Origin of the sequence: Sorangium sp. So ce131 (assembly GCF_051519095.1) — a bacterium.
Lineage (GTDB): Bacteria > Myxococcota_A > Polyangia > Polyangiales > Polyangiaceae > Sorangium.
In genome coordinates, this window is record NZ_CP150455.1 from 8,459,028 (window position 1) to 8,482,511 (window position 23,484).

The 23,484-nt window shown below is 73.9% G+C and carries 16 protein-coding genes; 6 read left to right on the forward strand and 10 right to left on the reverse strand.

The features are described from left to right. Positions 1 to 174: 174 nt before the first annotated feature. The 3 genes from WMF43_RS30655 (at position 175) to WMF43_RS30665 (ending at position 4,453) form a co-directional block, all read left to right on the forward strand. On the forward strand, positions 175 to 1,530 hold the full coding sequence (locus WMF43_RS30655) for a formylglycine-generating enzyme family protein (RefSeq protein WP_437670080.1): 1,356 nt from the start codon (positions 175 to 177) through the stop codon (positions 1,528 to 1,530). Between the two features lie 132 nt (positions 1,531 to 1,662). Further along, the gene (locus WMF43_RS30660) at positions 1,663 to 2,727 is read left to right on the forward strand and encodes an FAD-dependent oxidoreductase (protein ID WP_437670082.1); all 1,065 of its coding nucleotides are present in this window, start codon (positions 1,663 to 1,665) and stop codon (positions 2,725 to 2,727) included. Between the two features lie 703 nt (positions 2,728 to 3,430). After that, on the forward strand, positions 3,431 to 4,453 hold the full coding sequence (locus WMF43_RS30665; protein ID WP_437670084.1) for a fatty acid desaturase: 1,023 nt from the start codon (positions 3,431 to 3,433) through the stop codon (positions 4,451 to 4,453). A 43-nt stretch (positions 4,454 to 4,496) separates the two neighbouring features. Here the strand turns inward: WMF43_RS30665 and WMF43_RS30670 are convergent, their stop codons facing one another. From WMF43_RS30670 to WMF43_RS30690, 5 genes are read right to left on the reverse strand one after another with little or no spacing between them, the layout of a single operon-like run. After that, positions 4,497 to 6,101, reverse strand: a complete 1,605-nt coding sequence (locus tag WMF43_RS30670; protein WP_437670086.1) for a hypothetical protein — start codon at positions 6,099 to 6,101, stop codon at positions 4,497 to 4,499. Further along, a complete protein-coding gene (locus WMF43_RS30675) occupies positions 6,050 to 6,277 on the reverse strand; it encodes a hypothetical protein (RefSeq protein ID WP_437670087.1) in 228 nt (75 codons plus the stop codon). The genes WMF43_RS30670 and WMF43_RS30675 overlap by 52 nt, the downstream gene beginning before the upstream one ends. A gap of 1 nt (position 6,278) precedes the next feature. Further along, positions 6,279 to 7,271 (reverse strand): flotillin-like protein FloA, encoded by a 993-nt coding sequence (floA, locus tag WMF43_RS30680; RefSeq protein WP_437670089.1) that lies wholly within the window; start codon positions 7,269 to 7,271, stop codon positions 6,279 to 6,281. Between the two features lie 48 nt (positions 7,272 to 7,319). Further along, positions 7,320 to 7,790 carry an NfeD family protein gene (locus tag WMF43_RS30685; protein ID WP_437670091.1) on the reverse strand — a complete coding sequence of 157 codons (471 nt, stop codon included), beginning with the start codon at positions 7,788 to 7,790 and terminating at the stop codon, positions 7,320 to 7,322. Then, the gene (locus tag WMF43_RS30690; protein ID WP_437670093.1) at positions 7,787 to 9,349 is read right to left on the reverse strand and encodes an NfeD family protein; all 1,563 of its coding nucleotides are present in this window, start codon (positions 9,347 to 9,349) and stop codon (positions 7,787 to 7,789) included. Before WMF43_RS30690 ends, WMF43_RS30685 begins: the two co-directional genes overlap by 4 nt. A gap of 597 nt (positions 9,350 to 9,946) precedes the next feature. On the opposite strand from WMF43_RS30690, the gene WMF43_RS30695 reads away from it, so the two are divergent. Together WMF43_RS30695 and WMF43_RS30700 are read left to right on the forward strand one after the other, a co-directional pair. Beyond that, positions 9,947 to 12,022, forward strand: coding sequence for a hypothetical protein (locus WMF43_RS30695; protein WP_437670095.1), 2,076 nt, complete (start codon positions 9,947 to 9,949; stop codon positions 12,020 to 12,022). A gap of 281 nt (positions 12,023 to 12,303) precedes the next feature. Continuing rightward, positions 12,304 to 14,721, forward strand: a complete 2,418-nt coding sequence (locus WMF43_RS30700; RefSeq protein ID WP_437670097.1) for a thrombospondin type 3 repeat-containing protein — start codon at positions 12,304 to 12,306, stop codon at positions 14,719 to 14,721. A gap of 28 nt (positions 14,722 to 14,749) precedes the next feature. Here the strand turns inward: WMF43_RS30700 and WMF43_RS30705 are convergent, their stop codons facing one another. Together WMF43_RS30705 and WMF43_RS30710 are read right to left on the reverse strand one after the other, a co-directional pair. Further along, positions 14,750 to 18,766 (reverse strand): protein kinase domain-containing protein, encoded by a 4,017-nt coding sequence (locus tag WMF43_RS30705; RefSeq protein ID WP_437670100.1) that lies wholly within the window; start codon positions 18,764 to 18,766, stop codon positions 14,750 to 14,752. 8 nt (positions 18,767 to 18,774) lie between these two features. Continuing rightward, positions 18,775 to 19,500 carry a hypothetical protein gene (locus WMF43_RS30710; protein WP_437670102.1) on the reverse strand — a complete coding sequence of 242 codons (726 nt, stop codon included), beginning with the start codon at positions 19,498 to 19,500 and terminating at the stop codon, positions 18,775 to 18,777. A gap of 350 nt (positions 19,501 to 19,850) precedes the next feature. On the opposite strand from WMF43_RS30710, the gene WMF43_RS30715 reads away from it, so the two are divergent. Then, complete coding sequence (locus WMF43_RS30715) at positions 19,851 to 21,251, forward strand: serine/threonine-protein kinase (RefSeq protein ID WP_437670104.1); 1,401 nt, start codon at positions 19,851 to 19,853, stop codon at positions 21,249 to 21,251. Positions 21,252 to 21,370: 119 nt separating this feature from the next. On the opposite strand, the gene WMF43_RS30720 is transcribed toward WMF43_RS30715, so the two are convergent. From WMF43_RS30720 to yddG, 3 genes are all read right to left on the reverse strand, one after another. Then, positions 21,371 to 21,910: a carboxymuconolactone decarboxylase family protein gene (locus tag WMF43_RS30720; RefSeq protein ID WP_437670105.1), complete on the reverse strand. Its 540-nt coding sequence runs from the start codon at positions 21,908 to 21,910 to the stop codon at positions 21,371 to 21,373. 75 nt (positions 21,911 to 21,985) lie between these two features. Next, entirely contained in the window at positions 21,986 to 22,450 is a 465-nt protein-coding gene (locus tag WMF43_RS30725; protein ID WP_437670106.1) for a MarR family winged helix-turn-helix transcriptional regulator, read from the reverse strand. A 33-nt stretch (positions 22,451 to 22,483) separates the two neighbouring features. After that, entirely contained in the window at positions 22,484 to 23,410 is a 927-nt protein-coding gene (gene yddG, locus WMF43_RS30730; protein ID WP_437670108.1) for an aromatic amino acid exporter YddG, read from the reverse strand. Between the last annotated feature and the right edge of the window lie 74 nt (positions 23,411 to 23,484).

The following is a 23,484-nucleotide window of genomic DNA, read 5'->3' on the forward strand; positions in this document are numbered from 1 at the left end:
CACCCGGGTCGCTGAATCCAGCCAAGACACCCCCACCCACGCACGCGCCGGAGGCCGATTTTCCGGGCGCGACGGCCGCCCGGAGCGTCGCGGGCCGCGCGCCCGCCGCGCTGCCCGCGACGTTCGGTCGTCTCCGCTACGACTTGCTGAGCTCGATAGCGTAGGATGCAGCACATGAGGAAATTTGTGCTCATCACGGCGCTCTCCCTCCTGGCGGGGTGCTCTCCGAAGAAGCGTGACTTCGGCAAGGCGGCGAGCAGCGGAAGCGGCGACGGCGGGGGCGGCAGCAACAGCAGCAGCCAGGGTAGCGGCGGCGACGGTAGCAGCAGCGGCGGCGACGGCAGCGGCGGCGACGGTAGCAGCGGCGGCGGCGGCGATGGCGCGAGCAGCAGCAGCGGCGGGTCCGGGGGCTGTGTCAATGCGGTCAGCGACTGCCCGCCGCCGCGGAGCGCGTGCGTGGACCCGGTGTGCCGGGAAGGCAGGTGCGCCGAGCTGTCGCGGCCTGAGGGGACGCCGTGCGGCGAGAGCGGAAGCGCGGCGTGTGACGTGGCCGGCGCCTGCGTGGAGTGCGCCGGGGGGACGACGTGCGGCACGTGCCCTGCGCCGGGCTGCCCGACGGTGTGCGGCTCGGAGGATGTGGCGGCCACGCCTCCTAGCTGCAGATCTGGCACCGCGAGCGTTTGCGGGTCTGGCGAGGGGAGCTGCTGCGACAACCGGCTGGTCCGCTGCGGCAACTACCTGAGGAGCTACGATGGCGTCGTGCACCGCGACACGTCGCACCCGGCGGCCGTCAGCGATTTCCGGCTGGACCGGTACAAGATCACCGTCGGGCGATTCCGGGAGTTCGTGAAGGATGGGCGAGGCGTGCAGGCGAACCCACCCATGGTGGGCGTCGGCGCGCACCCTCGGGTCTCCGGCACCGGGTGGCACCAGAACTGGAAGAATTACCTCGCGCTGACCACGGCCGAGCTGAAGGCGGCGCTCCACTGCGATTTGCACGGCATCTCGACGTGGACCGACGAGCCTGGCCCGAACGAGACGCTGCCGATCAACTGCATCAACTGGTACGAGGCGTTCGCGTTCTGCGCGTGGGACGGCGGCAGGCTGCCGTCGGAGGCCGAGTTGAACTACGCGGCGGCGGGAGGCGACTGGCAGCGAGAGTACCCATGGGGGTCCGGGATCGACGGCGAGCACGCCGTGTACCGCTGCACGGCGGATGGGAGCGTCGCCGGCGACTGCACCCTCAACGACATCCTGCCCGTCGGGTCGATGCCGCTCGGGGACGGCCGGTGGGGTCATTCGGATCTGGCCGGCAACCTGTGGGAGTGGGCGATGGATTGGTGGAGCGAGGAGCTCTTCTTGCCGTGCCTCGACTGCGTGTTCATCGGCGCCGACACCGAGCTGCGGCGGGTCACCCGCGGCGGGAGCTTCCGCGCGCCCGAGGGCGATCTGCGCGTAGCCGAGCGCGACAAGAGCGGTCACGAGGACCGCGTCAACAACATCGGGGCCCGGTGCGCGAGGGACCCGTGAGGGACACGCGCGTGACGTACGCCTGACCGCACGCTCGCGGACGCACGCCTAACCGCACACGGAGAACAGCGGCGCACGTGGAGCCGAGCGCCGCGCTCTCGCCTCGCAGCGCGCAGGCAGCCGCGCTCCTCCGTGCCGGTCAAACGGGCGGCCGGCCGCGATGCGTGGTGTTCGCGGCGCGGGCCGAGCGCGCTCGACGCCGAGGTGCCCCGTGCTAGAAGCGCGACGGTGCAGCGTCCTCACGATCACGCACAGCAGATCACCGTCGTGGGCGCAGGGGTGATCGGGTTGACCACGGCGGTCGTGCTCCAGCGCGCCGGCCACCGCGTGCAGGTGATCGCGGCGGCCCGCGGCGAGGGGACGACCTCGGCCGTCGCGGCTGCGCTCTGGTATCCATTCCAGGCGAACCCGCCCGACCGCGTGAACGCTTGGTCGCGCACGAGCTTCGATGAGCTGACGCGCATCGCCCGGGAGCACCCGGAGGCCGGCGTGGATGTCCTGACGTGTCGCGAGGCCGCGGACGACCCCGCGCTGCCCTGGTGGGCGCCGTGCGCCCCGGACCTCTCGCTCGATCCCACGCCGCACCCCTTCGGCGCGCCGTACAGCTTCCGGTTCACGGCGCCGCGCATCGAACCCGCGCTGTACCTCCCCTGGCTCGAGGCGCAGCTCGCGAGTCCGGTGCGGATCGAGCACGTGACATCCCTCGACGCGGTCAAGGGAGATTTCGTCGTGAACTGCGCCGGGCTCGGGGCGCGCGCGCTCACCGGCGACACGGAGCTCGTCGGCGTCTACGGACAGGTCGCCATCACCGAGCCAGGCGATATCCCCCTAGATGTCGCACTGGGTGATGAAAGGGACGAATCCTCACTTGTCTACATTATCCCACGACGTCGCGAGATCGTTGTCGGCGGTTGCGCTGTTCCCTCCCCCGACGACCGCCCGCTGACGCCGGATCCCGACCGTACTGACGCGATGCTCCAGCGCGCGCGTGCCGGCGGGCTCAGCCCGGGAAACCTGCTCCGTTCGCGCGCTGGACTGCGTCCTTGCCGGAGCGCGGTGCGGCTCGAGCGCGAAGGCCGCGTCATTCACAATTATGGCCACGGTGGCGCAGGGTACACGCTGGCGTGGGGTTGTGCGGCAGAGGTAAGCGAGCTCATGAGAGCCGCCCCGCAGGGCGGGGCGACGCACCGCGCCTGAGCTCGCGGCGGTCGCGACAGCACTGTTCTGACGCGTCCCGTGTCTCTACCGTACTCATCCGTGGGCCGGGTCACGAAGGACTGCGCCTCGCCCCTTATGGGCGCTCGGCGCCAAACAGGAAACAAACGGCGCTCGCGCGGGTTGTCGCTGGAATCCAGCGAGACTCCATCCTATGCGCTGCTCGCCTGGACGTCTGGACGTCTGGACGTGGCGCGCGGCGCACCTGGTCCGGCAAGGACGACGTGCCCTGGAGGCGGCGCGCCTGTCGCGGCCGGCGCAACCGGCGCAACCGGCGCAACCGGCGCGACTGACGCGGCTGGAACAAGCCCGAGCCCCCAACGCGTTGCTCCGAAAGCTCGTTGTGCTCGTGTTGCGAGGCTGCTAGATTGGAATCGTGCTCGTCTTCGAGCAACTCCCGTTGTTTCTCGGGATGGAAACGCCCTCGGCGCTCCCCTGTTCATTCATGGGCATGGCCGTGGGGGAGCGCGCGCTGGAGATCGCTGGAACCTGACGACCTCTCGCTGCGGTCCCCGAGGAGCGCGATCCCGAGGTGGTCGAACGTTCGCTTGCGCTTGATCCGGCGACCATCGTCCGCTCGTAAAATGAAGACCCGACGCTTCCCCTGGGAGTTTTGAACGCCATGAACTACGACGAGAACCGACTCAGTCGTCCGACGGGAAGGCCTGCGGCCTGGAGTGTCACGATGACCAACGACGAGAGTCGCCCTGGTCGCCCTTCGGGGCGGCCCTCGGGGCGGCCTTCGGGGCGGCCCTCAGGGCGGCCGTCAGGACGGCCGTCGCTCTGGAGCGTCCTCCCGCTCGACAGCGGGCTGCTGCAGACGCGGCCGATCGAGTGGCCCACGGTGGCGCTCTTCGGGGCGTCCTACGCGCTCTGGGCGGCGGCGGTCGCCGCGGGCGTCGCGGGCTGGGTCTCACCCCTCTGGGCCGTGCTCGCCGCGGCCGTGGCCGCGTACGCCGTGTTCACGCCGATGCACGAGGCCGCGCACCGGTCGCTCGCGCGCTCCGCGCTGCTCAACGGCGTGCTCGGGCGGCTGTCCGGGGTGCTGCTCATGGCGCCGTTCCTCGCGGTGCGCCACTTCCACGTCGAGCACCACAAGCACACGAACGAGGCGGACCGGGACCCCGACCACTGGAGCGGGCGCGGCCCGTGGTGGCTCCTGCCGCTCCGGTGGGCGACACAGGACCTCTACTATTACTATCTATTTTTGCGCTCCTACCGCGCGCAGAAGCGCGGCGAGCGGCTCGAGACGGTCGCGACGATGGCGGTCTTCCTGGGGCTCGTGGCGCTGGCCTTCGCGCTCGGGTACGGCGAGGTCGCGTTGCTCTACTGGATCGTGCCGGCGCGGGTGGCGATCTTCTTCCTCGCGTTCGCGTTCGACTACCTGCCTCACTATCCCCACGGGATCACGGCCGCGCAGGACCGGTACCGGGCGACGCGCGCGGTCGACAGCGCGCTCTTCAACGTGCTGCTCTTCGGGCAGAACTACCACCTGATCCACCACCTCTACCCGGCCGTGCCGTTCTTCCGCTACCGGACCGTGTGGAAGTACCAGCGCGAGGAGCTCCTCAAGCTGGGAGCCGCGGGCTTCGCCTCGCCGCAGGAGCTGCTCAAGCTCGGGGCGGCGAGCCTCGCCGCGCCGCGGGCGCCCACGATCCACGCCGCCCCCGCGGTGCAGGCGGCGCCCGAGCTCGACCCCCTCGCCTGAGCAGCGCCGCCCGGCGGCCTCACAGGCACGCGCGACGGCGGCCTCACAGGCGCGCGCGACGGCGGCCTCGGAGCGCTCGGGGCGGCAGCAGGGCCTCGCGCAGGATCAGCGCCTCGGTCACGTCGCGGCGGGTCAGCGCGGCGCCGGGCGCGGCCGCGTCCGGGGCGAACGCGTCGGCGCGCCGCTCGCTCGTGCCGACCGCCGGGATGGCCGCGCGCGCGTTCGCCAGGATCGCGATCGCCTGCCCGGGGTAGTCCTGCGCCGCCAGCACCGCGCCCGCGACGATCGCCCGCGCGTCTCGGGCGGAGGGGACGCGGCCGGCGCGCAGCACGTCGCGCGCGCGCAAGGCCTCCATGTGCATGTGCGGGCCGTAGTCGACGCCGCGGACGTCCCGGAGCCCGAAGCCGGACAGGGACACGAGCGGTCCGGCGTGGAGGCGCTCCACGATCGACGCGGACGCCTCGACGAAAGGCGACAGCGGGACCGGGCGCCACCCGCGCCTCGCCGGGAACAGCAGGGCGTCGAGCGGCGCGCCGGCGTGGCGCCGCGCCCAGCCCTCCGAGATGGCGCGCGCCTGGGCGGGGAATCCGCCCCGCTCCAGGGCCATGCAGCCGATGAGGACGCGCAGGTGCGGCGGCGGGTGCGGGTCGTAACGCGCGCCGGCCGCGTCGGTGTGCACCGCGATCACCTCGTACGGAGCGTCCTCCCGGGCGAAGAGCGAGCTCATGGTGAGCACGTAGGCGGGGCCGAGCATGGACGTGCCGAAGACGTCGCAGAAGATCTCCTCGAACCACGCGCCGAGCGCCGCCGTGAGCTCGGGCGCCGCGATGTCGTCGCCGTCCAGCGCGCGCAGGCGCGCCGGCCGCGCGCCGCCGGGCAAGCCGAGCTCGCGGCGGAGCGCGGGCTCGAGGCCCTCGACCGAGGCGAGGAAGTCGTGGCCGATCTCGTGCGCGATCGCCGGCCAGTACGCCGGGGTGGAGAAGAAATCGGGCGGGAGGAAGATCGGCGCGATCGACGTCGGGAGGAAGCCTGTCCAGAGGGCGAGGTCGAAATCCGTGAGCTGCGTGGCCGGGGCTCCGCTCCGGAGCGGCAACCCCTCGGCGCGCGCGAACGCGATCACCGGGGCGTAGCAGGCGTCGGCGAGGGCGTCCGCGTCGCCGAGCTGGGCGAGGAGCGCGGGGTCGCGGCGCTGCCGGACGAGCACCGCGATCTCGCCGAGCACGAGCTCGAGGGTGTCGGCCGCGTCCTCCGCCTCGCCCGCCGGCAGGCCCGCGGCGACGGCCGCTCGCGCGCGCGCGATCTCCTGCGGGACGTAGCCGGTGAGCACATCCACGAAGCGCCGGTTCGCCCGCTCGTGGCGCACCGCCTCGCCGAGCGAGAGCGCGCCCCGCTCGAGCGCGTCCAGCCGGAAGAGCGCCGCCTGCCGCCGCTCGGCCTCGATCGCGCGCGGGGCGCCGAACGGGACCTCCCGCGGCGGCGCCTCCCGCGGCGGCGCGATCTCGTCGGGCGACGCGCGCTCGTGGGCGGCGGCGCGCTCGGACCACGCCCGGACGAGCGCGCCGCCGTTCCAGCCCATCGCCTTGGCGATCTGGACGATCAGCCAGAGCGCCGCGACGACGAGGCCGAGGTAGCTCTCGAGGTCATCCATGGCGCCCGTCCGTCGTCGCCCACGGGCGGCTCCCCGGCCGCGCCGCCGCCGGGGGGCAGCCGCGGCGACAGCGCCCGCGGCGGGCCGAGCACCTCGGCCAGCACGAAGCGCCGCACGAGCGCCTCGCGGCGGCCGAGCCACTCCCAGCGCGGGCCCGCTCCGTCCCGCGGCGGCACCTCACGACTCCCCGACGGGGTCGGGCTTGGCCCCCGTGGTGCCGGCGATGCCCTGGCGCATCTCGGTGTCGGCGATGACGTTGCGCATGTTGTAGTAGTCCATGACGCCGAGCTTGCCCGTGCGGAGCGCCTCCGCGACGGCGAGCGGGATCGTCGACTCCGCCTCGACGAGCTTCGCCCGCATCTCCTGCGTCCTGGCCTTCATCTCCTGCTCCTGCGCGACCGCGAGCGCGCGCCGCGACTCCGCCTTCGCCTGCGCGACCTGCTTGTCCGCCTCGGCCTGCTCGGTCTGGAGCTTCGCGCCGATGTTGGAGCCGACGTCGACGTCGGCGATGTCGATCGAGAGGATCTCGAAGGCCGTCCCCGCGTCGAGGCCCTTCTTGAGCACGTTCTTCGAGATGGTGTCGGGGTTCTCGAGGACGTGTTTGTAATCGTCGGCCGAGCCGATGGTCGAGACCACGCCCTCGCCGACGCGGGCGAGCACCGTCTGCTCGCCCGCGCCGCCGACGAGGCGCTCGATGTTGGCGCGCACGGTCACGCGCGCGATCGCGAGCAGCTGGATGCCGTCCTTGGCCACCGCCGAGACCTTCGGGGTCTCGATGACGCGCGGGTTCACGGACATCGCCACCGCCTCGAGCACGTTGCGGCCGGCCAGGTCGATCGCGGCGGCGCGCGAGAAGTCGAGCTCCATCCCCGCCTTGCCCGCCGAGATGAGCGCGTTGACGACCGCCTCCACCCGCCCGCGGGCCAGGTAGTGCGCCTCGAGCATGTCGACCGTCACCCCGTCGAGCCCCGCCTTCACGGCGCTGATCCGCGCGTTGACGATCTGATCCGGGGGGACCCGGCGCAGGCGCATCGCGATGAGCGTGAGCATCGAGACCCCGGCGCCCGACGCCTGCGCGGCGATCCACAGCCGGAGCGGCACCATGTACAGGATCGCGATGACGGCGACGAGCACGAGCCCGCCGAGCACAATGACCGAAACGATATCCATATCCCCTCTCTCAAGGTCCCTGCGCGCGGCTCCCCGCCCGCGTCGCGGCTACGTCTTTCGCGGCTCGACGACGACCCGATTCCCCTCCACGGCCGCGACGCGCACGGGCGTGCCGGCCTCCACGTAAAGGCCGTCGGTCACGACGTCGACCGCGCGATCCTCGATCTCGACGGTGCCGGCAGGGCGGAGCGGCGTGAGCGCCTTGCCCTCCCTGCCGACGAGCGCGGCGAGCCGCGGGTCGGGGCCGCGCCCGCTCGTCTGGGCCTCGAGCACCATCTTGCGACCGACCCGGGTCCTCGGGAAAGCCCAGAACAGGAGCCCCGTCGCGCAGGCGCCGGCGGCGAGGGCGAGCAGGCCGTAGCCGACCCCGAGGGTCGCCCACGCCAGCGCGACGGCGCCGAGCACCGCGGCGCCGCCGAGCAGCCCGACGAGGCCGACCCCAGGGATCACGAACACCTCGATGGCGAGCAGCACGAGCCCCGCCATGAGCAACAGGATGACGAGGAGCGCCGGGGTCACGCGCGCCCCTCCTCGGCCGCGCCGCCCGCGTCCCCCACGCCGCCCGCATCCGCCACGCCGCCCGCGTCCCCCACGCCGCCCGCGTCCCCCACGCCGCCCGCCAGCGGACGCACGACGATCCGGCCCCCGTCCGCGCGGATCACGCGAACGCGGGTCCCCGCCTCGACATACCCGCGCTCCGACAGCGCCTCGACCCGCCGGCCGTCGAGCACGACCTTGCCCGAGGGGCGCAGATCGGTGGCCGCCGCGCCGATCTGGCCCACGCGCGAGGCGGGCGCCGCGGCGCCCCCGGACGGGCCCCCCGTCGCGACGCCCCGGATCGCCGCGTCGAGGACGAGCCGCCGCCCGAGCCACGTCCGCGGCGCGAGGCGCGCGGCGGCCACGGCGAGCGCCGCCGTCGCGGCGAGGGAGACGGACACCGAGGCGAGGGCGCGCGGGAGCCAGCCGGCGTGCCACGCGACCTCGACCGGGACGCGCTCGAGGTCGATCAGCGCCAGGATCAGCGCGCCCGCCACGCAGAGCGCGCCCGCCACGCCGGGCACGACGTGCCCTGGGGCGAAGAGCTCCACCGCGATGAGGACCGCGCCGGCGACGAAGAGCGCGATCTCCTCCCACCCGGCGAGCTTCACCACGTGGTGGCCGAAGAAGAAGAGCGCGAGGCAGATGATCCCGACGGCGAGCGAGAGGCCGTGCCCCGGCGAGTAGAGCTCGAGGAGGACGCCGAGCATCCCGAGCGTCATGAGGATCCCCGCGAGCGCCGGATCGGAGAGGACACGCGCGAGCTCCTCGGCGAAGCTGAGGCGCGGGCGCGCGATCTCGCCGGGCAGGGCGCGGCCCAGGGCGCGGAAGAGCGCCGCCTCGTCGCCGGCCTCGACCTCGGCGAAGCCCCACGCGAGCGCCTGCGCGCCGTCGAGCGTGAGCAGCTTCCCCTTCTCGTCGAGCCCGGAGACCTCGACGTCGGCGTCGACCATGGCCTCGGCGACGTCGCCGCGCCGCCCCTTCGCCTCCGCGGTCGCGCGCATCTCCTTGCGCATGTACGAGACCACCTTCTCGGCGACCGGCTTCATCCCGCCGTCCTCGCCGATCTGCACGGGCGTCGCCGCGCCGATCGTCGCGCCGGGGGCGACCGCGATGACGTCGCAGGCGAGCGCGATGAGCGCCCCGGCCGAGATCGCGCGCGGGTTGACCCAGCACACCGTGCGCCCGCGGGCCCGGAGCAAGGCGTCCCGGATGGCGAGCGCGGCGTCGATGCGCCCGCCGAGCGTGTTGATGTCGAGCACCAGGAGGTCGCTCGCCCCCTGGGCCGCGACGACGCGCTCCAGGAACGGCGAGAGGCCGAGATCGATGGCGCCCGCGATCGCGACGACCGTGACCCGCTCCGCGCCGAGGCTCGGCGGGAGCGGCCCCGGCGGCGCAGGGGCGTCCACCGTGGAGCGCCCGCCCGGCTCGGCCGCGCTCGCCGCGGGCGGCGCCTCGCCCCGCGCGAAGCTGCCTGCGATCATCGCCGCGGCCAGCGCGAGGAGCGCGATCGCGCGCCCCGCCGCGGACCGTCCCAGCACGCGCCCAAAGCCCGTCAAGCCCCACCCCCTGTCGCGGCGCCGCGGCCCGCGCCGCGCTGCCGAGGTCCACGCTGAAAACGCCAGCACGATGCTAGCGCACGCCGGCGCGCCCCGATACCCCCTGGCGCGCTCGCCGCCGGGATCATCCATCCTGCCGCCGCGCGAGCCGCCGCGCGAGCCGCCGCTCGGCCGCAGCGCGATGCGCTCCGGGAGCGCGCGCGAGCTCCGGAGGTCGCGCCATGCGCCATCGCGGCTCCCCTCAGGGAAGCTCTGAACGGCCGAGTCAGGAGTCAGGCGCTGCATGACAGGAGCACGAGGATCACGCACGGCGGATGCCGTGTGACGGAATGACGCAGAGCGCGCGGCGCGCCGCCAACCGTGAAAGCCGGGAAGGCTGTTGAGCCCTCCCTGCGCCGCGCTAAGCTCCTCCAGGACAGCAGCAATCTCCAGGCTCATGGGAATACAGCAAGCATGGTGTCACCGGCAAAAGCCCGGTGAGCTGCTCGGATAACCAGTCATTCCATCATGGATAGAGGCTAAATGTTAAGGATCCGCTCCACTTCCGGAGATCGGAAGACAGCTGTGCTCAGGGTCCCGGTGCGCTCTCCCCTCTCGGTGCCCGTCGCGCTGTCCGTCCTCTCTCAAGGTGCATGGGGGACGGACGAACCGCCGGCCGCAGAGGCGCAGTGGGCGTACGCGCTCGTCGCCGCGCTCGGGTACCTGCCCCCGGCGATCGAGATCGCCGCGGCCACGCTGCGGCGGACCGCGACGTCGTGCGAGGTGTACCTGCGGAGGAACGCGACCCGCCTGGATCCCGGGGGAACCGAGGAGGACGTCGTGGGCGTGGTCCTGGCGGACGCGCTGGCGTCGCTGGGAGCGGACGCGCCCGGCATGCTGCACGCGCTCGCCGCCCTGCCGGCGGCGGACGCCCCGCTGGACGTGGTCGCCGCCGCCGCGGGGAAGCCGGCGCCCTCCGCCGCCCGGCCGCTCCAGGCGCTCGTGCACGGCCGCCTGGTGTCCTTCCAGCAAGACTCACAGACCTACCGCCTCTCGCCCGTGGTGCGCGCCGCGGTCCGCAAGGCCGCGGCCGCCGACCCGGCGCGCTGGGACGCGCTGCACCGGGGCGCGGCGGACGCGATGCAGGCGCTCTTCTTCTGGACGGCGGCCATGGAGGGACGGCCCGCGGCGGCGATGCGCCGGCGCGTCGCCGCCGAGCTCTTCGCCGCGCTGGACACGGTCCCCTTCCAGGACGGCCGGCGCGGCGCCGAGGTGCTCGCGCGGGTGCTCGTCGACGCGTGCACGGTGCTCGATCTCGGGCTCGCCACCGACGTCCAGCAGCGCTTGCTCGAGGAGGCGGCGCGGCTCTCGGGCGAGGCGCTGCCCGCGCTCCACGCGCGGGCGCTCGCGGCGCTCGCGGCGCTCGAGCGGACGCGGCGTTCGGCGTCGGAGCTCGCGGGCAAGCGGCGGGGCCTCTTCGGGACGCTCCGGGTGTCCCCGGCCGCCCGCGACCGCAGCCGCCCGGGGCACCGTGACGTCCTCCGCAGGGCGCTGCGCGCGAGCGCGCAACGCGCCGCGTCCCGGCACCCGCCGCCGGCGCCGGCGGAAGAAGAGGACGGCCTCCGCGGCGCGAAGGAGCTCCTCGCGCGCGGCGCACTGCGCTGCCGCGAGGGCGCGCTCGAAGCCGCCGCGGCGCACTACGGCGAGGCGCTCGCGCTGTTCGAGGCGGCCGGCGACGAGCGCGGGCAGGCCCACGCGCTCCTGCTCCGCGGCGATCTGCGCCGCAGGCACGGGGAGCCCGCGGACGCCGCGCGCGATCACGAGCGGGCGCTCTCGCTCTTCCGGACAGCGGCCGACCGGACCGGGGAGGCGATCGGCCTGTTCGCGCGGGCGGCCCTGCGGCTCGATCAAGGCGACGCGGAGGGCGCGGCGAGCGATTACACCTGCTCGCTCACGCTCCTCCGGGCCTGCCGCGATCGCGTCGGCGAGGCCAACGTGCTGAAAGCGCGCGCGGATCTGTGCTTCCAGGAGGGCGATCTGGCGGGCGCGGCCCGCGATTACGACCGGGCGCTCTACATCCTCGAAGGCGTGGAGGAGCGCGTCCTCAGCCAGCTCCGGCTGCCCGCCGGCATCCGCGAGGAGCGGCGCGGGCCGGGCGCCGGCGCCCCGTCCCGGCGCGAGTACCTGCCGCAGGCCGAGCTGCTCTCGACCCTCGGGTGCGAGCAGACCCACGCCCGCACGTGGCAGGCCCGCGGCGACCTGCGCCTGCGAGAGCGCCAGACGGCGCTCGCGGCGCGCGACTACGGCAACGCGATCCTCCTCTACCGGGAGGGCGGCGACCGCCGCGGGGAGGCCGCCGCGCTCAAGGTCCGCGGCGATCTGCGGCGCCACCGGGGCGCGCTCCCGGGGGCGCAGCGCGACTACGACGATGCGCTCCACCTGCTCGAGGGGCTCGGGGACGGCGCCGGCCAGGCCGCCGTGCTCAAGGCGCGCGGCGATCTGCGGTGCGAGCGAGGCGACATCGCGGGAGCGGCGCTCGACTACACGAGGGCGCTCGCCCTCTTCGACGCGACGGGCGATCCGGCGGGTCAGACGAGCGTAAAGCACGTTCTCGCGGGCATCTCCCGCCGCGACGAGGACCCGCCGCGCCCCGCCAGAGCCGCTGTCCCGCGGTGAGGTGGAGAGTGCCCCTCGCCCCTCTCGGGCGACCTGCGCGCCTCGCGCCGCGACATCGGATACGCCGGCGCGCCGCGCGCCGCGGCTGAACGCGGGGCTCAGCGCGAGTCGATGGAGGTGCGAGAGGGCGCCTCATGAGCGCTGAATTGATCTCCCGCTTTGTGACTTCGTTGTTTGTCCGTCCTGCGCTAGGGTTCACTTGTCCGGATATTCCGTCCCGGCACCGAGGTGGCCCCGTGCGACGACACCGTTCCTCTGTCGGTATCAGCTTCACTTGCCTTTTGCTCCTCCCCTCGACGGCGCTCGCCTTGCCCACCGTGACCGGCTCCGCCGCAGAGCTCGGCGCGTGGGACCCGCGGCGCGGCGTCGCCCTGCGCGACGACGGCGCCGCGCCGGACGCGGCGGCCGGCGACGGGATCTTCACGGCGGCGGTCTCGTTCGCGGCGCAGGGCGCCGTCGAGTACCGGGTCTCGCGGAACGGCATCGATCTCGGCGACGGCGGCGTGGGCACGGCCACGGGCGAAAACCTCCGCTTCACGCTGGCCGGCGGGACAGCACCTTACCAGGTCACCTTCTACTACGACACGCGCGATCGCACCGCGGAGGGGTTCAGGCCGGCGAACGAGTCCGCCTCGGACTCGCGCAGCGCGTCCACCAAGGTGGACGGGTCGACTCAGGTGTGGGTCGCCGTCGGAAACTGGCAGGGAGCTGTAGGCGACGCCGACTGGAACCCGGAATCCACCCTCACGGTCGCGCGCGACGACGGCCTCCGCGGCGACGCCGTCGCGGGCGACGGCGTCCACACCTACCGCTTCGCGGCCCGGACGGCGCTCTCCGGCGCGCTCTTCAAGTTCGCGGCGCAGGGCCCGTGGAGCACGAAGCTCGGGGCGGACGGCTGGAGCTACGACCCCCAGGACTCGTCGGACGGCGCGTTCAGCGCGGCGGCCGGTCAGGTCGTCACGCTGGAGCTCGACGCGCGCCACGGCCGCATGCGCGCGCGGGTGTCGAGCCCGGCGAAGCTCCTGCTCACGGAGCTCGTGGTCCACCCGGCGTCGGCGGAGTTCGTCGAGATCTACAATCCAGGAAGCGCCCCTGTCGATCTGTCGGACTACTACCTCGCTGATTACAGGGCTTATTACCAGCTCGTCGCGGCGGCCGCCGCCACGCTCCCGAACACGAACGATTTCCTGGTGCGCTTCCCGGCCGGCGCCGAGATCGGCCCCGGCGAGATCCAGACCGTCTCGCTCGCGGGCGCCGCGTGTTTTCGCATGGGGTGCGAGGAGACGAGGACGTTCGGCGGCTGGGGCTCGCTGCCCACGTACGAGATCTACAATGCAGGCACCTTCGGCGCGGGCGAGAGCAAATCGGCCGCCGCCGTGCCCGACATGCTGCCAGCGCTCCCGGGATCGGTGGGAGAGACGCGCGGGCTCACGAACGACCATGAGTGTCTCATCCTCTTTTATTGGGACGGCGTGAGCGACCTCGTGAAGGACGTCGATTACGTCTTTTACGGTACGGGGGGGCCGAACCTCCCTGTCGACAAGACGGGGGTCTCGGTCGACGGCCCGGATCCCGGGACCGCGTCGACCGCTTATCCGGACGACGCGCCGGACGACGTCGCCCTTCACGTGCCGCTGTCGAGCAGCGGCGGGAGCTGCCGGAAGGACTTCACCGAGGGCGCCCAGATCGCGAGCGGGGGGAGCGGGGTGACGGGCGCGGTCGAGACCAGCGAGCCCTGGTCGTCGACCTGGGCCGCGTGCGCCGCCGCGACGCCCGGGCAGATCGATTTCGACGGCGACGGCGTGCTCGCGGGCGACAACTGCCCGATGACGGCGAACCCGTTCCAGGAGGACCTCGACGGAGACCGAGCGGGCGACGCCTGCGACCCGGACGACGACAACGACGGTCGCCCCGACGGCGCCGACAACTGCCCCGGCGCGGCCAACCCGCGCCAGACCGACAACGACGGAGACGGCGACGGCGACGCGTGCGACCCGGACGACGACAACGACGGAGATCTCGACGGCGCCGACAACTGCCCTCGGACGGCGAACCCCGATCAGAGCGACAGCGACATGAACGGCCACGGCGACGCGTGCGACATCGACGACGACATGGACGGTGTCATCAACGATGACGACAACTGTCCTCAGGTGGCCAATCCGGGCCAGGCCGACGCGGACGACGACGGCGTGGGCGACGCCTGCGACGAGGATTTCATCGACGCCGACGCCGACGGCGTGCACGACGAGGAGGACAACTGCCTTGGCCTCTCCAATCCGGAGCAGACCGACGTCGACGACGACAAGGTGGGCAACGCCTGCGACAACTGCCGCACGACCCAGAACCCCGATCAGACCGACACGGACGACGACACGGCGGGCGACGCCTGCGACACGGACGACGACAACGACTTCGTGAGCGACATGTACGACGACTGCCCGCTCGAGGCCGGTCCGCTCTCGAACCAGGGTTGTCCCGAAGGCAGCGGCAGCGGCGGCGGCGGCGGCGCGGCGGCGGCGAGCACGAGCGTGAGCCAGGCCGCGGCGGCGGGCAGCGGCGGCGGGTTCGCGGGCGACGGCAGCTGCGGCTGCCGCGCCGCGGGCGGCGCGAGCGCCCTCTCCGGGCGCGCGCCGGCCCCGTGGCTCGCGCTGCTCGCCGGCGCGCTCCTGATCGCGCGCCGGAGGAGGGGCGCGTGACCGCCCGTGTCGTGCGTCGGGCGCGGCGCTAGCTCGCTCGCTGCCGCTCGAGCCGCTCCTGCATCACGTTGGGGATCCTCCCGGCCGCCTCGATCGCCCGCGCGAGCGCCGCCTGCGCCTCGGCGTGGCGACCGCGCCGCGCGCGCGCCATCGCCCGCGCCTCGATGACCTCGATCTGCTCCTGCCCCGCGAAGAAGCGCGCCGACCGCGCCTCGAGCTCGTCCCACGCGTCGTCGCCCGCGTCCCGCGTCGCCAGGTCGATCATCGAACACTGCACCTCTTCCGCGGGCGACATCTCCATGTCCCCGCGCCCCTCCGCAGCGGCCTTGGCCTGCTGGCTCCGGATCGCCTCGATGATCTCCCGCGCCCTCCCCTCATCGCCCCGGTAGAGGAGCAGCCTCGCCAGGAGGAGCTGCACGACCGGCCGCGCCTCCTCCCCCCGCTGCTGGCGCTCGAGGGACACGGCCCGCTCCACGTGCGGCATCGCGATGTCCAGGTTGCCCGTCATGTAGAGGTGCTCGCCGAGGTTGAACTCCCCCGCGAGCTCCATCGCGCCGAGGCCCAGCTCGCGCGAGATCGCGAGCAGACGGCACGTGTCCAGGATCATGCCCTCGTGATCCCCGACGCACGCGCGCAGGAGCGCCCGGCTGTTGATGGCGGACCCGAGGTGCAGGAGGTCGCCGCGCGCCTCGCACATCCGGATCGCCCGCTCCAGGACGGCGCCGGCCTCGTCGAGCTTGCCCAGCCCGGGATAGACGTAGCCGAGCAGGAGCAGCGAGATCACCAGCGTCTCGTAGCCGTCGTCGCCCACGGCCTCGGCCTGCGCCGCGGCGGTCTCCAGCGGCGGCGCCGCCGCGTCCTCTCGGCCCTCGCGCAGCAGCGAGCGCGCCTCGCCCATCGACAGGCGCGCCGTGAGCGCCGGCGGCAGCTCCCCCTGCACGAGCGCCCTGGCCTGCTCCACGCGCTCCTTCGATCGCCCGTACTCGTTCATCCAGTCGAGCGCCGTCGCCTCGTCGAGCAGGAGCTCGATCTGCTCGATCCTGTCGCCCGCGAGGGCCGCCATCGCACGCGCGCGCTCGAGATCGCCGAGCGCGTCGTGGTAGCGGCCGAGCCGGTAGCGCATCAGCCCCCGGCCCCGGTACGCCGCCCTCCGCCGCGCGTCGCCCCCCGCGGCCGGCTGCGCGAGCGCGCGGCTGTAGTGGAGCTCCGCCTCGACGTAGGCGTGGCGCGCCCGCGCCCGCTCCGCGAGCTCCAGGTAAGCCTCCTCCGCGACGTCCGCGAGCCCCGCCTCGGCCGCGTGGTACGCGATCTTGAACCGCCGCTGCTCCCGGCTCTCGTGCGCCGCTTGCCGGTGGTGCTCGTACGCCGCGAGGTGGATCCGCCGCCGCTCGGCCTCGGCGACGCCCTGCGCGATCGCCTCGCGCACGAGCGCGTGCCGGAAGCCGAGCCGGCCCTTCCGGTCGGACACCAGCACGCCGGCCTTGAGCAGCCGCTCGGTCCCGACCCGCGCGTCGAGCGGGAAGGCCGCGCCCTCGCCGCGCCGGTCGAGGTGGTCCAGCACGCCCGCGATCTCGTCGAGCGACACCTCGGCGCCGAGCAGCGCGACGAGCCGCGCGTGGGCGCCGAGCGCCGGCCCGAGCGCCGCGATCTCCCCCTGCGCGAGCGGATCGAGCTGCGGCAGCATGGGCAGGCGATCGAGCTCGTCGGTCGCCAGGTACCACGCGTCGCCGCGCGGGTGCCGGCGCAGGATCCCCTCGCGCTTGAGCCCGTGCACGAGCTCCACGAGCAGGAGCGGCACGCGCTGCGAGCGCTCGAGCAGCCGATCGATCGCCTGCTCCGGCACGTCCCGCGCCGGCAGGAGCAGCCGCCGGCACAGCGCCCGCGCGCTCTCGGCGTCCAGCGGATCGAGCCGGACGACCTCGCGCCGCGCCGCCCGCTCGCCCCAGGACGGGTGCGCCTCGGCGAACGCCGGGCGCCCCATCGCGCAGATCCACACCGGGACCGGCCCGTCGGCGAGCGCCGCGTACTCGAGCGCGGCGAGCGTCGCGTCGTGCGCGAACTGCGCGTCGTCGAGGAGGACGAGGACCGGCGCGGAGGCCGCGCACCGCCGCAGGCACTCGCCGGCCGCGCGCACGCGCGCCGAGCGCAGCGCGCCCGGCGCGGCCTTGAGCGCCTCGATCTCGGGGAACACCTCGCTGCCCGTCCGCTCGTCCACCCACCCGAGCGCCATGGCCAGCCCCGAGCCGAGCTCCTCCCCGAGCGCCGGGCCGAGCCGCTCCTCGATCACCGCGCGGACGCCGCTCTCCGGGGGCGCGTCGGGGACGTCGAGCGCCTCGCGCACGAGCTCTTGCAGCGTCGCGTCCTCGGCGCCGCTCGTGGGCTCCTGCCCGCGGAGATCGATCACCCTGGCCTCGGGGAAGAGCTCCCGGAGCTTCTTGCCGAGCTCGTGGAAGAGGCGGCTCTTCCCGTACCCCGGCTCGCCGACCACGGACACGACGGTGGGCAGCCTCCGGCGGATCGCCTCCCCGGCGTCGTGGAGGAGGTGCTCGAGGATCTCCCGGCGGCCGATGAACGCGCCGGGGAGCGTCGCCTCCCGCGCCTCGTCGTCGGGCCGCGGCTCCGGCTCGCGCGGGAGCTCGTCCGGCGCGGCGAAGGGCGCCTCGGGGAGCGCGGCCTTCGCCGCGGGCGTGAGGAACGGCCCGGGCGGCCCGGAGGCGGCCGGCCACCGCTCGGGGCGCGAGAAGAGCGGGCTCAGGAAGCGCCGCGCGCCGCCCGGGCGGACCTGGACCGAGACGGGCGCGAGATCGATCAGCACCCGCGCGCACAGCCCCGCGCGCAGGAGCTCGTCGGCCGCGCGCTGCGCGTGGCGCGCGGGGCTCGCCGCGCCCTCGTGGCCGAAGACCGCCGCGTAACGCGCGCCCGAGGCGTGCGCGAGCTCGCCGCCGAGCGCCCGGATCCGCCGCTGCACGGCCATGCGATCCGCGGCGCCCTCGAAGAACAGGAGCCCCACGGCGCGGCGCTCGGCGCCGCCCGCGGCCTGGGTCCCGTCTCGCTCGCCCGCCTCGAGCTCGTCCCCGAGCGCGCGCTCCAGGGCGCGGCGGAGGTCGGTGGCGCTCTCGAACCGCTCGCTCCGGTCCTTGGCGAGGCAGCGGTGCACCACCTCCTCGATCGCCCGCGGCACGGCCGCGCGGGCCGACAGGCGCGGGGGCCTGCGGCTCCGGTGGTCCTCGAGCACCGCCGCGCGCGGCCCCCAGAACGGCGGCCGCCCCGCGAAGAGCTCGTACAGGATGACGCCCATCGCATAGATGTCCGCGCGCGCGTCGAGGTCGGCGCGCCCGGCGGACTGCTCGGGGGCCATGTACTCGGCCGTCCCCAGGGCGAGCTCCTCGTCGTCCACGCCGCCGCGCCGCCCGACCACGCGGGCGATGCCGAGGTCGATGAGGGTCGCCGCCCCCGCGCCGTCGGCGAAGAGGTTCTCGGGCTTGAGGTCGCAGTGCACGTACCCGCGCGCGTGGACGACCTCGAGGGCCGCGAGCGTCGCCAGGCCGAGCTGCGCGGCCTCCTCGAGCCGCGGCCCCGGGCGGGCGGCGAGGCGGGCGGCGAGCGTCGGCGCCGAGACGCGCGTGAGCACCACGTACGGCGAGCCGTCGTCCAGCGCGCCCGAGGCGAGCACGGCCGGCACGCAGGGGGCGCCCACGGCGAGGAGCGCCTCGATCTCGCGCTGGAGGCGCGGCCCTGCCCCGCGGCGGTCGGCGCGCGCGACCTTGATGGCCACGGGCGCCCCGCCGCCCTCGGGCTCGGCCTCGTACACGGTGCCGAAGCCGCCCCGCCCGAGGATCCTGGACGTCCAGTAGCCGGGGAAGCGGGGCAGCGAGACGGCGACGACGTCGGTGATGTCCGGCGGGCTCGCCTCGTCGGGCGGCGGCGGGTCGAGCGCGGGGCAGTCCGGGCACGCGCCCTGGTTCCGCCGCCCGCAGGACGGGCAGCGCCGGCCTTCGAAGGGCCCGCCGTCCGGCGCCTCTCCCCGCAGGGCCTCGGAGCGCATCGCCGCCCCTACGGGGGCAGGAACGAGGTGATCACCACTTCCGTGCGCGCCGAGGACGAGATCGCGGGATTCTCGAGACATTTGCTGTAGCTGCCGTCGCTGGCCACGGTCGCGCAGAGCGTATCGCACGAGCCCGCGAGCGCGATAGGACCACACGCCTGCGTGACCGTCGCCCCGGTGGCGGGGTCGGTAGCAAGGTGACCTGCCGCACAGTCACGCTGCAAACTCCGCGCACGGGTGACGCCCGGGGGCGAGTGGCAGGAGCGCAGGAACGGCGTCGAGCTGAACAGGTTGCCCCAGAACGCGCCCTCCCTCGTCGGGTAGGATGAGCGCTCCGTGGAGGACGAGGCCAGCGACGTCTGGCTGCCGCGCAGGGAGAGGTTCACGGAGACGCCGTAGAAGTTCGTGCGCGCGGCGAGGCACGCGGAGATCCAGCGCTGGTAGAAGGAATCGGCCAGCGGACCGTAGGCCCACCAGTCCGCCATCCCGAGGTGGCCGGCGTATGTTTCCGTGTGGACGACCCCGCTGCTGTCGGTCCACGAGAACGAGAACGACTGGTCGGACCTGAGCGCGCAGCCGACCACGTACTTCAAGAGCTCCCTTGACAGGGTACCGTCTGTTCCAGGATTCTGGATGGCCGCACGCGCGCTCGAGGGGAGGGTGCCCGGGGTCAGCGCCTGCTGACTGAGGGTGAGCGGCGTCAGCGCCGTCTGCGTGAGGGCGTTTAACACCATCTTGTTGGCAAACAAGCTGTTCGTAGAGGTGGCCGCCCCTTCGGCCTCCGCTAGGAACTCGTCCGGTTCTTCGTCGACTTCGGCTCCAATGCAGGCGGTAGTAACCAGAGGTACTGCGAGGAGGGCTACAGTCCGAGCACAGCAAAGAACCATCATGGTCCCCCTTTCGGCAATGGGTCCCAGCATTCCAGAGTCGGGTGGTGGCAAACTTTAAGTTACCACCAGGAAATATTTCTGCATATATTCTTTTATCAAATCTCTTTCTCATAGGCGGAAGCGGAAACAGAATCGCGGGGCGGCGCGCTGACACGCGCGGGGCGGCGCGCTGACGCGCCGCGCGACGAGGAGAGATGACGAGAGAGGACGAGACGAGGCCGTTTTCGGAGGGCGAGCGCGCCGCCGCGCGGGGCGAGCTGCCGCCCGGCACCCTGGCCGGCGAGTACATCCTCGAAGGGTTCATCGCGCGCGGGGGCTGCGGCGTTGTCTACTCGGCGAGGCACACCCGTTCAGGGAAGCCGGCCGCCGTGAAGGTCCTCAGCGAGGCGGTGGCCCACTCCCGCCGTGTGGTCGAGCGGTTCGCGCGCGAGATCGAGGCGCTGCAGTCGATCTCCCACCCGAGCATCGTAGAAATTTACGAAGTCGGTGAGCTGAACGGCCATCAGCCCTTCTATGTCATGGAGCGCCTCGTGGGGCAGACGCTGGACGCGCTGATCCGGGCCGAGACGCGGCTCCCGCCGCGCGAGGTGCTGGAGCTGTTCGAGCCCATCTGCGCCGGGCTCGGGGCGGCGCACGCGGCCGGGATAGTCCACCGGGACGTCAAGGCGAGCAACATCTTCATCTGCACGGGCCAGCCCCGCACCGTGAAGCTGCTCGACTTCGGCATCGCCAAGCTGATGGGGCCCGAGGAGGGCTCAACGTGGCTGACCACGGCGGGGCGAATGCCCGGGACGCCGTCGATCATGGCGCCCGAGCAGATCCTGGGCGGGCACATCGACGCGCGGGTGGATGTCTATGCGCTCGGCGTGCTCCTCCATCGCATGCTGGTGGGGAGGTTACCCTTCCTCACACACGACATGGATGAGATGGTGCGCAAGCACCTGGAGGAGCCGCCGCTGCCGCCGAGCCTCCGGGTGCCGCTCCCCCTCGAGCTCGACGCGGTGGTGCTGCGGTGCATGGAGAAGCGGCGGGAGCGGCGGTTCGGCTCGGTCGAGGAGCTGATGCGGGCGCTGCGGGAGGCGATCGGCGGGCCCGCGTCGGGCGTGCAAAGCGGGGTCGATCCGGCGGTGCCGGGGGTGGCGGTGTACCTGGAGATCAAGACGCGCGGCGGCGCCGACGAGATCGACGACGCGCTGACGGCCGACGTCGGGCAGGTGCTCGACATGGCGGAGTCACACCTCTCGCGCGCGGGGTTCATCCTGGCCTCGACCACCGGCAACGAGGTGCTCGGCGTGCGCCTCTTGCCGGCCGAGGCGGGCGAGGAGCGGCGGGCGCGGCGCGCGGCGCTCGGGGTCGCGTCGGCGCTGCACGAGGCGCTGGGGCGGCGCGCGGGGGCGGATCCGCGCGTCCATGTGAACGTGAGCGTTCACGCGGACGACGTGCACGCGCGCGCGGTGGGGGGGGCGGCGGCGCAGCCCGAGATCACGGGGGGAGCCTTGATGTGCGCGGGGTTGTGGGCGCCGGAGGGCGAGGTGCACGAGGTGTTCGCGACGCCGAGCGCGAAGGCAGGGCTCCTGAGCGACGAGCTGCCCTAGGAGGAGTCGAGCGCGCGGCGCGGGGTGAGCCGGGCTGAGCGGCCCCCTGGGAGGGAGGCCGCGCGCGGCAGCCTCCCTCCCAGGGGGCCTGCGGTCTCCTCGGGACCGGGGAGCGGCGCTCAACGAAGCGTGTGGGTGCGGGTCATGCGGTTGGCGAAGGTGGACAGCGTGTAGGTGCCGATGCCGACGATCACCTCGAGGGCCTGCTCGGGGGTGAAGCCCGCCTGGACGAAGGCGTCGAGCTCGGCGTCGGAGACCTCGCCCCGCGCGCGGAGCGTCGCCTCGGTGAACACGGCGAGCGCCTGGAGCCGCGCGTCAGGCACCGGGCGCCGCTCGAACAAAGCCGCGGCGACGGCGGGCGGGGCGCCCGCGCGCAGGAGCAGGCCGCGGTGCATGTCGCGGCAGAGATCGCAGCCGTTGTGGCCGGCGACCACCATCACCAGCACCTCGCGCTCCACGGGCGAGAGCGTCGCCTCCTCGAAGAGCGAGAGGAGATCGTCGAACGCGCGGACCAGGAGCGGCGAGGTCGCGAAGCGGGCGGAAGGGAGCGGGACGAAGCCGAACTTGCGCGCGGTCCGCTCCAGCACGGGGCGGGCCGGCCGAGGCGCGGTGTCGAGCGTGTGGGCAGGGAAATGCGGGGAGGAAGCAGGCTGGGGCATGGCGGTGTCTCCTGGTTAGTTGTCAATACAAGCAATTGAGCGAGAAGGGACCGAAGGTCGGGGGCGGGGCCGCGGTCAGCGCTCGGGCTCGATGTTCGCGAGGATGCGCTGGAGGGTGCGGCGGGTGACGAGGAGGTCGTCCTCCGGGATCCCGGAGAGCAGCTCGCCCACCATGGCCCTGGCCTCGCTCGACAGCGCCTTCTGCAGGTGACGCCCGCGCGCCGTGAGGTAGACGAGACGGGCGCGCCGGTCGGTCGGGTCCTCACGGCGCGCGACGAGGCCGTCCCGCTCCATCAGGGCCAGGATCCGGCTCATCGTGGGCACGTCCCGGAACGTGCGGCCGGCGAGGTGCGTCTGCGTGACGCCCTCCTGCTCCCACAGCCGGACGAGCACCATCCACTGCTCGGGCGTGATCTCGACGCCGTGGGCACGGAAGCGCCGGTACATCTCGGCGCGGCTGGCGAGGTACACGCGCGCCACCCAGTAGCCGAACGCGTTGTCGAGGACGATCGCCCCTTCGGCCGTGAACTGATCGCGCATCGCGAGGGAATCATGGCACGACCGTATTAGTTGTCAATGCAACCAATCATCCTCTCGTCCGGGGCGGGGCCGGGGCGCGGAGCGGGCCGTCGCCGCCAGGCCGCCGGCGGTCACGAGGGCGCAGGCGGCGAAGAGCTGGGGGCTCGCCTCGGCGCGGCCGGCGAGGCAGAGCAGGAGCGTCGAGAGCACCGGCGCGGCGTAGGAGAGCACCCCGAGCAGCGGCAGGTCGCCGTGTTTGGTCGCGTGATCCCACGCGAAGAACGCGGCGCCGAGGGGGCCGAGGCCGAGCGCGAGCAGGCCGAGCGCCTCGCCGGCCGTGGGCACGACCGTGCGCTCCAGCGCGAGGTGGCCGGCGAGGCCCAGGGCGGCCGTGGCGGCGCAGGTGCCGGCGAGCGCCTCGGCCGGGACCTCGGCGAAGCGGCGCTGGAGCACCGAGTACGCCGACCAGAGGAGCGCGCAGCCGAGCGCGGCGAGGTAGCCGGGCGCGTGCGCGGCGCTGAGGCTGCCGGTGTCCCCGGCGGTGAGGACGGCCCAGACGCCCGCGAGCCCGAGCAGCGACCCGACCACGTGCCTCGCGCGAAGGCGGCCGCCGGGCAGCGCCGCGGACAGCAGGACGATGAGCAGCGGCCACAGGTACGCGATGAGGCTGACCTGCACGGGCGGCGCGGCGGAGAGCGCGTAGAAGTAGAGGGCGTGGTAACCGAACAGGCCGCCCACGCCGAGCAGCCAGCCGGCCAGCGGCTGGCGCAGCGCGCGGAGGCCACCCCGCCCGCGGCGCGCGATCCGCGCCCCGCCGAGCAGCGCCGCGACGGCGAACGTGGAGGCGAGCACCTGGAGCGGCGGCAGGCGCCGCACCGAGGTCGAGAGCAGCGCCAGGCTGCCCCAGAGCGCGATGGCCAGGGCGCCCGCCAGCGCGGCGGCCCGCCGCGAGGAGCGCGTGGCGGAGGTCGTGTCGGACATGCCGCGGAGGGTGCAACGCAGGCCCGCCGCGGTCTTGGCCGAGGCTCCGCTCCGCTGTGCCAGGGCTCGGGTCG

Bases quoted from the DNA above. Each gene is read 5' to 3' on its own strand.
- WMF43_RS30710 (WP_437670102.1), bottom strand. From the start codon at position 19,500: ATGGTGTTAAACGCCCTCACGCAGACGGCGCTGACGCCGCTCACCCTC.
- WMF43_RS30665 (WP_437670084.1), top strand. From the start codon at position 3,431: ATGACCAACGACGAGAGTCGCCCTGGTCGCCCTTCGGGGCGGCCCTCG.
- floA (WP_437670089.1), bottom strand. From the start codon at position 7,271: ATGGATATCGTTTCGGTCATTGTGCTCGGCGGGCTCGTGCTCGTCGCC.
- yddG (WP_437670108.1), bottom strand. From the start codon at position 23,410: ATGTCCGACACGACCTCCGCCACGCGCTCCTCGCGGCGGGCCGCCGCG.
- WMF43_RS30725 (WP_437670106.1), bottom strand. From the start codon at position 22,450: ATGCGCGATCAGTTCACGGCCGAAGGGGCGATCGTCCTCGACAACGCG.
- WMF43_RS30720 (WP_437670105.1), bottom strand. From the start codon at position 21,910: ATGCCCCAGCCTGCTTCCTCCCCGCATTTCCCTGCCCACACGCTCGAC.
- WMF43_RS30705 (WP_437670100.1), bottom strand. From the start codon at position 18,766: ATGCGCTCCGAGGCCCTGCGGGGAGAGGCGCCGGACGGCGGGCCCTTC.
- WMF43_RS30715 (WP_437670104.1), top strand. From the start codon at position 19,851: ATGACGAGAGAGGACGAGACGAGGCCGTTTTCGGAGGGCGAGCGCGCC.
- WMF43_RS30655 (WP_437670080.1), top strand. From the start codon at position 175: ATGAGGAAATTTGTGCTCATCACGGCGCTCTCCCTCCTGGCGGGGTGC.
- WMF43_RS30670 (WP_437670086.1), bottom strand. From the start codon at position 6,101: ATGGATGACCTCGAGAGCTACCTCGGCCTCGTCGTCGCGGCGCTCTGG.